The 14817-nt window shown below is 41.9% G+C and carries 15 protein-coding genes and 1 other RNA gene; 12 read left to right on the top strand and 4 right to left on the bottom strand.

Going from position 1 to position 14817, the window contains the following annotated elements:
• Positions 1 to 64: 64 nt before the first annotated feature.
• From NKF87_RS13180 to NKF87_RS13165, 4 genes are read left to right on the top strand one after another with little or no spacing between them, the layout of a single operon-like run.
• Positions 65 to 1513, top strand: a complete 1449-nt coding sequence (locus NKF87_RS13180; RefSeq protein ID WP_117597603.1) for a deoxyguanosinetriphosphate triphosphohydrolase — start codon at positions 65 to 67, stop codon at positions 1511 to 1513.
• Between the two features lie 55 nt (positions 1514 to 1568).
• Entirely contained in the window at positions 1569 to 2372 is an 804-nt protein-coding gene (locus NKF87_RS13175; protein ID WP_117597602.1) for a hypothetical protein, read from the top strand.
• Between the two features lie 17 nt (positions 2373 to 2389).
• On the top strand, positions 2390 to 2893 hold the full coding sequence (gene tadA / locus NKF87_RS13170) for a tRNA adenosine(34) deaminase TadA (RefSeq protein ID WP_055284357.1): 504 nt from the start codon (positions 2390 to 2392) through the stop codon (positions 2891 to 2893).
• A gap of 15 nt (positions 2894 to 2908) precedes the next feature.
• Entirely contained in the window at positions 2909 to 3094 is a 186-nt protein-coding gene (locus tag NKF87_RS13165; RefSeq protein ID WP_181978340.1) for a hypothetical protein, read from the top strand.
• 115 nt (positions 3095 to 3209) lie between these two features.
• Here NKF87_RS13165 and NKF87_RS13160 read toward each other — a convergent pair whose 3' ends face one another.
• The 3 genes from NKF87_RS13160 to ffs all read right to left on the bottom strand — a co-directional run bounded on the left by NKF87_RS13160 (position 3210) and on the right by ffs (position 5149).
• Positions 3210 to 4103, bottom strand: coding sequence for an IS3 family transposase (locus tag NKF87_RS13160; RefSeq protein WP_226851847.1), 894 nt, complete (start codon positions 4101 to 4103; stop codon positions 3210 to 3212).
• On the bottom strand, positions 4103 to 4789 hold the full coding sequence (locus NKF87_RS13155; protein WP_006426148.1) for a helix-turn-helix domain-containing protein: 687 nt from the start codon (positions 4787 to 4789) through the stop codon (positions 4103 to 4105). Before NKF87_RS13155 ends, NKF87_RS13160 begins: the two co-directional genes overlap by 1 nt.
• A gap of 97 nt (positions 4790 to 4886) precedes the next feature.
• An RNA gene (gene ffs / locus NKF87_RS13150) (signal recognition particle sRNA large type) lies at positions 4887 to 5149 on the bottom strand.
• Between the two features lie 144 nt (positions 5150 to 5293).
• Between ffs and NKF87_RS13145 the strand changes: the two genes are divergently transcribed.
• The 8 genes from NKF87_RS13145 to trxB all read left to right on the top strand — a co-directional run bounded on the left by NKF87_RS13145 (position 5294) and on the right by trxB (position 13580).
• Complete coding sequence (locus tag NKF87_RS13145; protein ID WP_117597601.1) at positions 5294 to 7051, top strand: B12-binding domain-containing radical SAM protein; 1758 nt, start codon at positions 5294 to 5296, stop codon at positions 7049 to 7051.
• Positions 7052 to 7063: 12 nt separating this feature from the next.
• On the top strand, positions 7064 to 7135 hold the full coding sequence (locus NKF87_RS14570) for a hypothetical protein (protein WP_227097666.1): 72 nt from the start codon (positions 7064 to 7066) through the stop codon (positions 7133 to 7135).
• Positions 7136 to 7342: 207 nt separating this feature from the next.
• A complete protein-coding gene (locus NKF87_RS13140) occupies positions 7343 to 8359 on the top strand; it encodes an AIR synthase-related protein (protein ID WP_117597600.1) in 1017 nt (338 codons plus the stop codon).
• Complete coding sequence (locus NKF87_RS13135; RefSeq protein WP_055282222.1) at positions 8313 to 8804, top strand: Lrp/AsnC family transcriptional regulator; 492 nt, start codon at positions 8313 to 8315, stop codon at positions 8802 to 8804. Before NKF87_RS13140 ends, NKF87_RS13135 begins: the two co-directional genes overlap by 47 nt.
• The gene (locus tag NKF87_RS13130) at positions 8804 to 9973 is read left to right on the top strand and encodes an aminotransferase class I/II-fold pyridoxal phosphate-dependent enzyme (protein ID WP_055282241.1); all 1170 of its coding nucleotides are present in this window, start codon (positions 8804 to 8806) and stop codon (positions 9971 to 9973) included. The genes NKF87_RS13135 and NKF87_RS13130 overlap by 1 nt, the downstream gene beginning before the upstream one ends.
• Positions 9974 to 10224: 251 nt before the next feature.
• A complete protein-coding gene (locus NKF87_RS13125) occupies positions 10225 to 10617 on the top strand; it encodes a MerR family transcriptional regulator (protein WP_117597673.1) in 393 nt (130 codons plus the stop codon).
• Positions 10608 to 12362 (top strand): 1-deoxy-D-xylulose-5-phosphate synthase, encoded by a 1755-nt coding sequence (locus NKF87_RS13120; protein ID WP_117597599.1) that lies wholly within the window; start codon positions 10608 to 10610, stop codon positions 12360 to 12362. Before NKF87_RS13125 ends, NKF87_RS13120 begins: the two co-directional genes overlap by 10 nt.
• Positions 12363 to 12638: 276 nt before the next feature.
• Positions 12639 to 13580 carry a thioredoxin-disulfide reductase gene (gene trxB / locus NKF87_RS13115; RefSeq protein ID WP_117597598.1) on the top strand — a complete coding sequence of 314 codons (942 nt, stop codon included), beginning with the start codon at positions 12639 to 12641 and terminating at the stop codon, positions 13578 to 13580.
• A gap of 42 nt (positions 13581 to 13622) precedes the next feature.
• On the opposite strand, the gene NKF87_RS13110 is transcribed toward trxB, so the two are convergent.
• Positions 13623 to 14696 carry an AraC family transcriptional regulator gene (locus NKF87_RS13110; protein WP_022416404.1) on the bottom strand — a complete coding sequence of 358 codons (1074 nt, stop codon included), beginning with the start codon at positions 14694 to 14696 and terminating at the stop codon, positions 13623 to 13625.
• Positions 14697 to 14817 lie beyond the last annotated feature (121 nt).

Genomic DNA, 14817 nt, shown 5'->3' with positions numbered 1-14817 from the left:
CTGTAAATAAGGTGTTCAGCCGGAGATCCGGCTGGACACTTTTTGACAAAAAGGAGGATGTAAAATGGAGTGGACAAGACTTTTATCGACAAAGAGACAAAGGCCGGGCAGACATCAGGATGTACGTTCCGCCGATACCGATCTGAGAAGCGAATTTGAAAAGGATTACCACAGGATCATCGGAAGTGCATCATTTCGGAGACTTCAGGACAAGACACAGGTATTTCCATTAGATAAAAGTGATTTTATTCGGACCAGGCTGACCCATTCTATGGAGGTATCATCGCTGGCAAAATCGCTGGGACAGAATATCGGCGAAAGCATACTGGCACATAAGAAAGATACAAGTTTCACTCCGGGGATGAAAGAAGATATTTGCAATATTCTTCAGTGTGCAGGACTGATTCATGACATTGGAAATCCTCCGTTCGGACATTATGGGGAGTTTGCGATCAGAGAGTGGTTTGAACGGAATCTTCCGGTGTTAAAATATCACGGAACACCGATAGAAGAATTACTGGAAGAACAGATGAGGGAAGATTTTTATCATTTTGAAGGAAATGCACAGGCGCTCAGGCTGGTGAGTAAGCTTCATTTCCTGGTAGATGAAAATGGAATGAATCTTACCTATGCGCTTTTAAACACAATTATAAAATATCCGGTGGCATCTACACAGATCCGGCCAAAGTCCGGGGATATCCGTGAAAAAAAGATGGGATATTATTATGCGGACCGGGAGTTATTCGAAGATATCGTGATGGAGACAGGGGCGGGAAATTGCAGACATCCTCTGACATTTATTCTGGAGGCAGCAGATGATATTGCATATAAAACGGCAGATATCGAAGATGCATTTGTGAAAGGGTTCATTACTTATCACAGTCTGCGGGATGAATTGCGGAAGCTTCAAAACAGGGAAAAGAAGCTGGCAGTTCCGGAACAGGCGGAATGGAATAGGTTCCGGCCGGCAGATAAACTGGTGGAATTATATGAACGTGCAAAGAAAAACGGGGTAGATAACCCCGGAGATTATGCAGTGAAAAACTGGATCGTAAAGGTACAGGGAGTTCTGATCGGATATGCAACATCTGGATTTACTACTCATTACGATGAGATTATGAATGGAGTATATAAAACAGATTTATTCGCAGATACACCGGCGGAAGGACTTGTAAAATTACTTGGAGAGATTGCATGCAAATGTGTGTTTAAGTCAGAAACAATCTACCGGATGGAAGTGAAGGAAGCAGTGATGCTTGACAATCTGATGGACCGCTTCATGGGTGCGATAATTAAATATGATGATCCGGCACAGAAACTGAATTCTATAGAAGAACGGCTGGTTTCGTTTATTTCCAATAATTACAAAAAAGCATACCGCTATCATGCGGAGGGACAGCCAGACATTTACCGGTTGTATCTGAGATTATTACTGGTTACGGACTATATCTGCGGAATGACCGACAGCTATGCGAAGAGGTTGTATCAGGAATTGAATGCGATTATGGCATAAAAGAGAATATTTCAGAATAGATTGTGATAAATAGCCGTAAACAGGAGTGGGTATTTTGAGACGGTTTATTCGATATCTGTATGAATACGAACAAGAGAAGAAGATGCGGAATGTAGGCTTCGTAAAAATAGAACAGGATATGGAACAGTGTGTGATCCATGTACACGGAAAAGGATTCCGGATGGAAGAAGACGCAAAGGGACTGGAAGTATATTTGTTCTGGAATCAGGATGAAAAATGTACCGGAATCAATATGGGAGTGACAGAGCCGCCGTCTCCCGGACTGAATTATCAATTGTGTTATACACCGGAAGATATGGGGGAGAAAGAAAATTATGGTCTGGTCAACGGAATTATTTTGAAAGACATAAGCGGGCACTGTTATGCTGCAGTGTGGAATGACGATGCGGTAAATATCTGTCAGATGGAAAAGTGGGAGATGGCGGAGGAAGAGACGCATGAAAAAGAAAAGAGTAATGCAGAGGCTTCAGAGGAACAGGAAGTAAAGGAATGTGAGAAAAGATACAAAGTCAGAAAAATCCAACGGAAAGATATGGTATGTCTTCCGAGATGTGAATGGAAGCATGCGAACAATAGTTTTCTGGTTCATGGATATTATAATTATCATCACCTGATATTGACAGTCTGTGATGGTCAGTTAAAATTAGGAGTACCTGGAGTATATCATCCACAGGAAGCAAAAGCAGCAGAAAGTTTTGGGTTTCCGGAATTTCTGCCGTTTGAGGAGACCGGACTTGCGCTTACGGAAGAAGAAACGAATGACAGAGAGACATTCGGATACTGGTGCAGAGATGTCCGCGGATCGGAAGACTGCGCAGATATACAAAGAAAAATATAATCAGATGGAGTGTGGAAATGCAAAGTACAGATGAAAAATATATGAAAGAAGCAATCAAACAGGCGAAAAAAGCTTATGCGATCGGAGAAGTACCGATCGGGTGTGTGATTGTGTATCAGGATAAGATCATAGGAAGAGGGTACAACCGGAGAACGATTGACAACAATACCCTGGCACATGCGGAACTGGCTGCGATCAGAAAAGCAAGCAGGAAAATGAATGACTGGAGACTGGAAGATTGTACGATGTATGTGACACTGGAGCCTTGCCAGATGTGTTCCGGTGCAATCGTACAGTCCCGGATGACAAGGGTGGTAGTCGGTTGTATGAATCCAAAAGCCGGTTGTGCGGGATCTATCTTAAATCTTCTGGATATGCCGGAATTTAACCATCAGGTGGAATTGACGACAGGAGTCATGGAAGAAGAATGCAGCCAGATGATGAAATCATTTTTTAAAGAATTAAGAGAGGCAAGGAAGAAGAAAAAGCAACTGGAAAAAGAGCAGACAGAGGAAATATAAGAGACAGGTGACCAGATGAATGAAAAGACGGTAGGAATGCTGATCGGTAAGAAGAATGTATATGAATATCCGGAACTTTCCAATGCAGTTACCTGTATGAATTATGTAAACAAAGAGACCGAGATACCGCCGGTACTGATGATGCACGGACTTGCAGATGACAAAGCATGGAGATCCGGCATTCTGGACAGAGAAGAATAATTTGGTATAATATAAAAAAATATCCACATGCGGGAAACTGGTATGCTCCCCGTCAAGAGGACAATAAAAAATAATAAATTTTTGTATCGTCAGCCATGCTATGGCTGGCGATATTTTATGCTGCTTTTGTATATTGCTCATGATATTTCATTGGTGTCATTACATGCAGTTTCCTTTGAAGTCGTTGGTTGTTGTAGTAATCTATGTAATTAGCTATCGCAGTAATCAAAGAGCTTCTGTCATTAAAACGCTGTTTATAATACATTTCTCGTTTTAGAATTCCCCAAAACCCTTCCATTGGTCCATTGTCAATACAGTGGGCAACTCTAGACATACTCTGCTTCATATGATGTTTTTTTAATCTAGTATAAAACTGTGCGCTTGTATATTGAAAGCCTCGATCAGAATGAACTAATGGGTGTGCATCTGGCTCCTGACGAACAGCCTCATCAAACGTGTCCATAACTAATGGATTATCATTATGATCGCTGATTTTAAAGGAAACAATCCTTCTATCATATAAATCTAAAATAGCACTCAGATAAACTTTATGAACTTCTATTCCGTTGTAGTATTTAAATTCAGAAACATCTGTAAGCCACTTTTCATTCGGTTTTTCGGCGTGAAATTCACGGTGTAAATAGTTTTTTGCTATGTGATCAGGATTTCTGTCTCCTCTGGTACAACTCTTAGGTTTCCATTTAATATTTGATTTTATATCGTATTTCCTACAAATACGAAGTACTCGTTTATCATTCACATGAATTCCTTTATGTCCATCTAATTCATCACGAATCCTTCGGTATCCCATATCTGGATGCTGGTGATGAATCCTTTGGATTTCAGTGGATAGTCTTTCGTTTCGAAGTTCATTATTACTTTTCGGATATTTTCCCCAGCGGTAATACGCAGAACGTGTAACATTAAGATATTTACAAAGTCTATCTATGGGATAATGCTTAGTAGACGATAGTTTTTGGATGGCTTCATATTCGGCTAACCGATGGATTAAAGATAGCGACCCCTCCTTTCCAGTTCTCTGACTTTTTTTAACAGATCATTCTCCATTTGTAAGTCTAGATTTCTTCTTTCCAGTTCAGCTATCTTGTCACGTAGCTCTTCTTCAGGTGTTCTGCTTGGAAGAGAAGCTATACGACGTCCACGTCTGTCTTCCAGACCCGCTTGACCCATCTTTTCGTATCGTATTACCCAATTGCGAACTTGTTGATAGGAACAATCATATTTGAGTGCCATTGCACCATAATTCTTATCATTTGCAAGACAATCTGTTACTATTTTTAATCTCTCATCAAGTGTAGTGTTCTTTGCCTTTTTCATGTAAGCACCTCCAGTGGATGTTTTTAATATTCCACCAGAATTATACACCTTAATCCAATCGGAAAGCTGTCTGTGTGAACGAATTCCGTATTTTGTGCAAATATCCTGAAGAGATCCTTCTCCGTTAAGATAATCATTTATAGCAGATATTTTTAAATCTTTTGAATAAGATTTGTTTTTCGGTTGATTGAGTAATCCAGTTGGTCCATCATACTGATAAATAGAAATCCAATTTCGAATACTATGATGATCAACTCCTAATTCTTTTCCTGCTTGCTGTATGCCAATTTCTCCTGCAAGGTAGCGTTCGACTATTTTTACTTTTTCTACTGGTTCTATCTTACTCTTTCTGAACATGAAAATACCCCCATATAGGACTTTTATATTTCATTGTCCTATATGAGGGTAGCATATCAAACTGCAGTGGATATTTTTAATATCTGTTTATTTTATTATGTGCATTGCGCTTCGAACGAGCCTTCACAGACGTTACCTTAGTAGTTAACTCAGCCCAGGCACCCTTACGGCACCCGGAAGATTCCACTTAATGCTGCTTCATTCCTGACCTGACATGGTTCATGGAGTTCCGTCGCGTAAGACCCAAACATCAACGCCACTTTCCAAGGGCAGCTCTGCAAAAACAAGCCCTCTGCGCAATATCACCCCTGCTATAGCGGATTGCAGGTGCAAGGTACCGCTAACACCCCGGCTGCACAGCTCAATATTTTAACGTGTTCCGGACAAAAAGTCAATGGAAATGTTGTAAAAAAGGCGATACCAATTTATAATACCTAGATATATGAGGATTTATCTTATCCGGTATATGACCGGAGGAGAGATTCTGATCTGGAGGAAAGCATAATGAAGATATTACTGGCAGCAGTCAATGCAAAATATATACATTCCAATCTAGCGGTCTACAGTCTGAAAGCCTATGCCGAAGATCCGGCGGTGGAGATCGGGGAGTACACGATCAATCAGCAGAAGGATGATATCCTGATGGATATCTATAAGAGAAAACCGGACATCCTCTGCCTTTCCTGCTATATCTGGAACCTGGATTATATAGAGGAGATTGTGTTGGAAATCGGAAAATTACGCCCGGATATGCCAATCTGGCTTGGTGGTCCGGAAGTTTCCTATGATGCGCAGGATGTGTTAAGACGTCTACCGTGTGTCAAAGGTGTAATGAAAGGGGAAGGAGAGAAGACATTTAAAGAAATTTGCCGGATATACCGAAATGAATTCGAAAAAAAGAAAGAGAATGTGGATAACTCCTGGAAAAAATCAGAGAGTGTGGATAACCAGTTAAAAAATGTTATAGGCATTACTTTCCGGACAGAAGAAAATGAAATCATCGATAAACCATGGCGGCCGATCATGGATTTAAGTGAGGTTCCGTTTGTCTACGACCACATAGAAGATTTTGAACACAAAATTATCTATTATGAGACAAGCAGAGGCTGTCCATTTTCCTGCAGCTACTGTCTGTCTTCGGTAGACAAGCGCCTGCGGTTCAGAGATATAGAACTGGTAAAGAAGGAACTGCAGTTTTTCCTGGACCATAATGTTCCGCAGGTGAAATTCGTCGATCGTACATTTAACTGTAAGCACGATCACAGTATTGCAATCTGGAAATATATCATGGAGCATGATAATGGAATCACGAATTTCCATTTTGAGATTGCGGCAGATATTCTGAATGAGGAAGAACTGGAATTGTTAGAACAGATGCGCCCCGGACTGGTACAGCTTGAAATAGGTGTGCAGTCAACAAATCCGAAGACGATTAAAGAGATCCACAGAGTTATGGATTTTGAAAAAGTATCCAGAATCGTGAGGAGAATCCAGGAGAGAGGAAATGTACACGAACATCTGGATCTGATTGCGGGACTTCCATACGAAGATGTGGAAAGCTTCGCACATTCTTTTGATGATGTCTATGCATTAAAACCAGAACAACTCCAGTTAGGATTCCTGAAAGTGCTGAAAGGATCATTTATGCAGGAACATCAGAAGGAATATGGAATTGTGCACAAAGCGCATCCACCGTATGAAGTACTTTATACAAAATGGATTTCTTATGAAGATGTATTGAGGCTGAAAGGCGTGGAAGAGATGGTAGAAGTGTATTATAACAGCCGTCAATTCACGAACACGATGGAAGAACTGGAAAAAGAATATGATTCTGCATTTGATATGTATGACCGGCTTGCCGCTTATTATGAAGAAAATGATTATAATTCAGTTCAGCACAAGCGGAGTGCAAGATATGAGATCCTGTTAAATTATGTGAGAAAATATCACAAAGAAAAAGAAGATTTATTCCGGGAAGTGCTCACTTATGATTATTATCTGCGTGAAAATGCAAAGAGCCGTCCAGGATTTGCCGGAGAATATCCGGTAACGAAAGATGCTGCAAGAGCATTTTATGAGACAGAAGAGGAGACGCATGAGTACCTTCCAGATTATGGAAAATACGACAGAAATCAGATGCGTAAAATGACGCATCTGGAATATTTCAAACTGACAGATACATATATTTTATTTGACTATCAGAACAGAAATCCGCTGAATCAGGAGGCAAGAGTCTGTAAGATAGAGAAAATTAAATTATGAAAAGGGCGTACGATCTGCAGTGTAAGAAGTCCGAAATGTGAGGATTGTTTCTTGCAAAAATATTGTAAAGAGTATAAAATGTAGAGAAATACGTTACTGTTTACGTAAAAATTGATAAGAATGAGAAGAAGCAGTAACGAAAATATAATCAAAGAAGGTAGAAGAATGAATTTCAACAATAAAAGAACAAGAAGAATTGTATCAATTGTTGTGCTTATCGTCATCATTGCCATGGTAGCAACGATGATTATTCCGTATCTTGTATAAATATAAAAGGGGAACATAATAAACATGAAGTTAGAGACACAGACAGAACAGCTTATAAGCGAAACAGTTACCGTCTACGGTTTATCTCCGCAGATCGGTGTCCATGCACTTGCACAGACTGTGAACGCACTGGCGGCACAGGGTGCAGTGTTCTCTGTCTGCCCTGATATAACAGAGGATGAGGAGCAGGAAGCGGATATCCGGAGTGAGGATATGCAGGATACGCATGAACCATCTGCAGGCATTAGTGTACAGATCGCCTATCCGGAATACGTGTTCAAATCCAGAATCCACAAGATTGAAAAGCTTCTCAAAAAAGCATGCAAAAAGTATAATATCATGCTTGCAGGAGTACAGGCATCTGTCAATCCGGCGGTTCGGGCGATCGCAGTGACGGTTACAGGAATCGCAAAGGCTCCAAAGGAAGAAGCATGGAACCGGGAAACCGCACGAGCCTGTAAGGATATTGTGTTCGCAGGGCATGCAGGAATGGATGGTATGCTCCGGATCACGGAAGAAAAAGAACAGGAACTTAAGACTCGTTTTGCGCCAGTTTTCATGAAGCAGATAAAGTCATACGGACAGCAGATATTTGCTCCAAAAGAAATCGAAGCCGCAAAAGCCGGGGGCGCATTTGTCGTACGTCAGGTCGCAGATGGCGGGATCTTGGCAGCACTGTGGAATCTGGCACTGGAATTAGAGCAGGGACTGGATCTTGATATGAAGAAAATCAGTATTTTACAGGAAACGATCGAGGTATGTGAACATTTCCGGCTGAATCCATATCAGATGATATCTACAGGAAGTTTTCTGGCTGTGACTGACAATGGGGAAGTACTGGCAGATGCGCTGAACAATCAGGGGATTACAGCAGCAGTAATCGGACATACAACAGACAACAACGATAAGATCTTAAGAAATGGAGAAGAGATGCGTTATATCGACCGTCCGGCTCCGGATGAGATCTTGAAGCTATATAGCGGAGGTATGAATGATGGAAGAATTAAGAAAGCAGATACTCCTGTATCTGGAGAAGCATAGCAGGGTGGACCTCGGAGAACTGGCAGTTCTTCTTGGAACCGACGAAGTAACCGTAGCAAATGAGATTTCTGCCATGGAAAGAGCAAAGATCATCTGTGGCTATCATACACTGATCGACTGGGATAAGACAGGAACAGAGTATGTGAATGCCCTGATCGAAGTAAAAGTAACACCACAGCGTGACACGGGATTTGATAAGACAGCAGAACGGATCTGTAATTATCCGGAAGTATCAGCCGTATATCTGATCTCCGGTGATTTTGATATGATGGTTCTGATCGAAGGCAAGACTTTGCAGGAAGTGTCAAGGTTTGTATCAAGTAAATTATCACCGATCGAAGATGTCACAGGAACCAGCACACAGTTCGTACTGAAGAAATATAAGGATCACGGAACAATCATGTTCGGACAGAAAAAAACAGAAAGGATGCTTGTAACACCATGATGAGAAATCCATTATCTAAGAAAATCACAGGCATCGAACCATCTGGAATCCGTAAATTCTTTGATCTGGTAAGTGAGATGCCTGACGCAATATCCCTTGGTGTAGGAGAACCTGATTTTGACACACCATGGAGAATCAGAGAGGAAGGTATCTACACCCTGGAACAGGGCAAGACTTTCTATACATCGAATGCAGGTCTTAAAGATCTGAAGATCGAGATCAGCAAATATCTGGAACGTAAGATACATGTAGAATATGACCCGGATCATGAGATCATGGTGACGGTCGGAGGAAGTGAAGGAATCGATGTGGCACTGCGCGCAATGCTGGATCCGGGAGATGAAGTACTGATCCCGCAGCCGAGCTATGTATCGTATTTACCTTGTACCATTCTGGCAGACGGTAATCCGGTTGTTATTCCGCTTCAGGAAAAGAACGAATTCAAACTGACGGCAGAAGAACTGGAGGCAGCAATCACGCCAAAGACAAAAATGTTAGTCATGCCATTCCCGAACAACCCGACAGGATCAATCATGACAAAAGAAGATCTGGAGCCAATTGCGGAAGTTGTGAAAAGACATGACCTGTATGTGCTTTCGGATGAGATTTACTCCGAACTTACATACAAGACAGAGCATGTGTCTATTGCATCTCTTCCGGGAATGCAGGAAAGAACACTGGTAATCAACGGATTTTCCAAAGGATTTGCCATGACGGGATGGAGACTTGGTTATATCTGCGGACCGTCTGTGATCATAGAACAGATGTTGAAGATCCATCAGTTTGCGATCATGTGTGCGCCGACCAACAGCCAGTACGCAGCCATCGAAGGCTTGCGTCACTGCGAAGATGAAGTGCAGCAGATGAGAAATGCATACAACCAGAGAAGAAGATATCTGGTAAATGAATTTGCGAAGATGAAGCTGGAATGCTTCGAGCCATTCGGTGCATTTTATATCTTCCCAAGTATCAAAGAATTCGGTATGACTTCCGAAGAATTTGCAATGCGTTTCCTGGAAGAGGAGAAGGTTGCAGTCGTACCGGGAAGTGCGTTTGGTGAGAGTGGGGAAGGGTTCCTGCGTGTATCGTATGCGTACTCACTGGAAGATCTGAAAGAAGCGATCGGAAGACTCAGTCGGTTTGTTGAGAGACTGAGAAGCCAGAAGTAAGGTTGACGGAAGCTGATTTGAAGAGAATTTAAAAGAAATAATAGAAATAGAAAAGCCGTCAGGGAATATTAATGTATGAATTAGAATTATATTCCCTGACGGCTTTTGTTATTGCTATGCAGCTTCTGCAGATATCAGAAAATACAGGATGAATTGTATAATCCGGAATTTACTCTTACATTTTTGGAAAAAATCTTGACTTGGAGCGAACTCCAAGTGCTATAGTAATGAACGGAAAGGTGGTGTCTGGATTGACGATAAAAGAAGTAAGTGAAACATATGACATTTCCGCTGATACCCTGCGTTATTATGAACGCATCGGCATGATACCGGAAGTAACACGTACGGCAGGCGGAATCAGAGACTATCAGGAATCAGACCTTGGATGGGTGGAGCTTGTGATCTGTATGAGAAAAGCAGGACTTCCCGTGGAGGCACTGATCGAGTATGTAAAATTATATCAGGAGGGCGACGAGACATTTGAAGCAAGACTTCAGCTTCTTTCGGAAGAAAGAGAGAAGTTAGAAGAGCAGAAAGCGCAGATAGAGTCAGCGATCAACCGGCTGAATTACAAAATTTCCAAATACGAAGAAGCAGTAAAGACAGGAGTATTAAACTGGGAGGAGAATAGTTCATGTATATAGAAAAGATTAACGGACCAGAAGATGTAAAGAAATTAACGGTAGACGAGATGACTGTAATGGCAGGCGAGATGAGAGAGGCACTGTTAAAGAGAGCCAGCATCCACGGCGGACACTTCGGACCAAACTTCGGTATGGTAGAGGCAACGATCGCACTGCATTATGTATTCGAGTCACCAAAAGACAAGATTGTATATGACGTATCACACCAGACCTATCCGCACAAGATGCTGACAGGAAGAAAGGATGCATATCTCTATGAAGAACATTACGATGATGTGTCCGGCTACAGCAATCCAAATGAAAGTGTACACGATCATTTCACTGTAGGTCATACATCTACATCCGTCAGCCTCGCATGCGGACTTGCAAAAGCAAGAGACCTGAAAGGGGAAGAAGGAAATGTGATCGCAGTGATCGGTGACGGTTCCTTAAGCGGCGGTGAAGCACTGGAAGGACTGGACTATGCAGTAGAATTAGACGGAAATCTGATCATCATTGTAAATGACAATGATATGTCCATCGCAGAAAACCACGGCGGATTATATGGCAACTTAAAATTACTCCGTGAGACAAACGGACAGGCAGAATGCAACCTGTTCAAGGCTATGGGACTGGATTACATTTACGTGGATCACGGAAATGCTGTCGGAGACCTGATCGAAGCATTCCAGAGTGTCAAAGACAGCAGGAAACCAGTTGTTGTCCATATCAATACCTTAAAAGGAAAAGGATATGCACCGGCAGAGCAGAACAAAGAAGTATGGCATTATAATGGACCATTTCATATCGAGACAGGTGAGCCGTTATACGAGATGACAGAAGAAGACTATTCGGATATTTCCATGAATTATCTTTTGGATAAGATGAAAAAAGATCCGGCAGTGGTAGCGATCACATCCGGAACACCGACTGTTATGGGATTCACAGAAGATAAGAGAAAAGAAGCAGGAAAACAGTTCGTAGATGTCGGTATCGCAGAAGAGACAGCCGTAGCACTGGCTTCCGGAATTGCCGCAAATGGCGGAAAACCGGTTTATGGAGTATACAGTACATTTGTACAGAGAACTTATGACCAGATCGCACAGGATCTCTGCATTAATAACAGCCCGGCAACTATTGTAACATTCTGTGGTTCGGTATACGGAATGAATGATGTGACACACCTTGGACTATATGACATCCCGATGATGGCCAATATTCCGAATCTGGTATACCTTGCTCCGACAACCAAGGAAGAGTACCTGGCAATGCTTGACTGGAGTATCGAGCAGAATGAGTATCCGGTAGGAATCAGACTTCCGGGCGGCAGTGTGATCTCAGACGGAAAAGAGATTACAAAAGACTTCGGTGATCTGAACAAATACGAAGTAACTCAGAAAGGCTCTAAGGTTGCAGTGATTGGACTTGGAACATTCTACGGACTTGGCAAAGAAGTTGCAGAAGAGCTTAAAAAAGAGATTGGAACAGATGTAACTGTAATCAATCCATATTATATTACAGGTATTGATGCAGAACTTCTGGAAGAGCTTAAGAAAGACCACGATGTTGTGATCACCCTGGAAGATGGTATTCTGGATGGCGGATTCGGCGAGAAGATCGCAAGATTCTACGGAGATTCGGACATGAAGGTTCTGAACTTCGGACTGAAGAAAGAGTTCCTCGACCGTTATGATGTAGCAGAAGTTCTGAAAGAGAATCATCTGACGAAAGAGCAGATTGTGGAAGATATAATGAAGTTTATTTAACAATTGAATAAATAAAACGTATGTGATATACTACTATAAACAACCGCAATATGGGTGGATTTCTATTACTCAATATGGCCAACCACTTTGAGCGGTTGTTTTTTGTATAATTATAATATCAAAGAAATATATCTTTAGCAAGTAATATAAAAACAAAAAGGAAATTTTTAATTGTAATTTGTTGGTATGCCAACAGCTAAAATCATGTAAAATAAGATAGAATCATACGATCAATAATTTTAAAAATACATACGAAAAGAAAGAGAGGACACACACATGGATCACATATATGATGTAATCATCCTTGGCGCCGGACCGGCGGGATTAAGCGCAGGCTTATATGCAGGCAGAAGCAGACTGGACACCCTGATCATCGAAAAAGGACAGGCCGGCGGCCAGATTATCAACACAGACGAAATAGAAAACTATCCGGGACAGATCGTAGAAGGAGAGACGGGAGTTTCTCTTGTACGCAGAATGTATGAACAGACAGAACAGTTCGGCGCAGAACATGTCCGTGATACGATCACAAATGCAGAACTGAGCGGAGACATCAAAGTCCTGACAGGCGAAAAAGATACCTATCAGGCGAAAAATATCATCATTGCAACCGGTGCATATGCAAGACCGATCGGATGCAAAGGCGAGCAGGAGTACAAGGGACGCGGAATCTCTTACTGTGCAACCTGTGATGCGAACTTCTTTACTGACCTGGAAGTCTATGTAGCGGGCGGCGGGGATGCAGCGGTGGAAGAAGCGCTGTATCTTACAAAATTTGCCAGAAAAGTTACGATTATTCACAGAAGAGACGAGCTGCGTGCAGCAAAGTCTATTCAGGAGAAAGCATTTGCCAATCCGAAGATCACATTTCTGTGGGATTCGGTAGTCGAAGAAGTGGGCGGCGACGGACTGCTTCAGACGATGACTGTGAAGAATGTGAAGACGGGAGAACTTACAAAGATAGAAGCCGATCCGAAAGACGGACTGTTCGGACTGTTTGGATTCATCGGTATGATCCCGAATATCGGCGTGTTTGCAGATAAAGTAGAGACGGATGACAAGGGATACATTAAGACGGATGAGGACATGCATACCAATGTATCGGGTGTGTATGCAGCAGGAGATGTAAGAGCCAAGAGCTTGCGACAGGTAGTGACTGCGGTGGCAGATGGTGCGATCGCAGCAGTGCAGGTGGAGAGGAGTATGTCAGAGTATTAGGAACATCCGGCAGAAATGATAATATTTTCTGCCGGATATTTTTTATGAATTTGTCTTTGGAGTAATCTCCCGGCTCCGGTATTTCGCCGGAGTAATATGCAGCTCTTTCTTGAACGCCCGGATAAATGTCTCTGGATTCTCATATCCAAGAATCTCACTGATATCCGCAACGGACTTTTGCGTATTCACCAGAAGCCGTTCTGCTTTCTGTATCCGGAGAAGCCGCTTCCAGTCATTAAAAGACTGTCCAGTCGTGGACTTGATCAGTCTGGAACAATACGATAGTGAGAAGCCGAAATGATCCGCGATGTCCTGCAGAGTGACATCTTCCAGATGACTCTGCATATAGTGCATAACTTTAAAATTTTCCGGTTGGTGTTCATTCTTGTCACGGTAAGAAGATTCTACCGTATTCCGGTAATGGCGCATCATCTTTGCGCTGAGCTGAGTAAGCATGCCGACCAGAACCTGATCGGAAAATGCATCGTGAAAGAGGTGCTCATGGTATACATTTAGCATCTCTTTCTGCGAATCGATCAGATGCTCACCGCCGGAGTGGAAGATAACGTAGTCGATCTGCTGGGAATGATACAATCCTTCCGAGAAGAATTCATTTAACAGATTGTTCCCCTTCATCAGCGGAATAAACATCTGTGAAAATGTGGATTTTCGCAGAAGGATGTTGAATACGATGGAATTATCGTCAAAGACTTCCATCGTATGATACACACCCGGGGCAATAAAAATCAGATCCCCTTCGGTAAAATCTTTTCTGGTCGTGGAGATAGTCTGTGAGCAATGTCCGGTAAATACAAAGATAATCTCAAAAAAGTCGTGCTTGTGTAAAAACGGAGGCGTGTACCGGTTATGTTTGCTGATGAATACATTCCGGTCATTGTCTTTAAAGTATTCATCATCATTCATTTCATAAGAAATGATATCCGGCAGCAGTTCCGGGATAATCAGATGGCGGCGGATGGCATCATCCAGATCTACCTTATCCAGAAATTTCTTCAACTGACCGGAAGAAGCAGAAACTTCAAAATAATCTTTATAAAATTTCTCATCTTCATTCAGCTCAAATAATTCATTTAATGTTTTCCCTAAATCAGCCATAATATAGTACCTCAGCATATTATGATGTAAATGTTAAAAAGTATTTGTAAGAAGTTGTTAATTCAGTATGTTGTAAAAAATAGTCAATATCTACTCATTTTTAACATTATAATCACATATA

The organism is Dorea longicatena, assembly GCF_024168045.1.
GTDB lineage: Bacteria > Bacillota > Clostridia > Lachnospirales > Lachnospiraceae > Dorea_A.
Note: the sequence above shows the minus strand (reverse complement) of the source record. Positions and strands in the feature narration are given on the sequence as shown.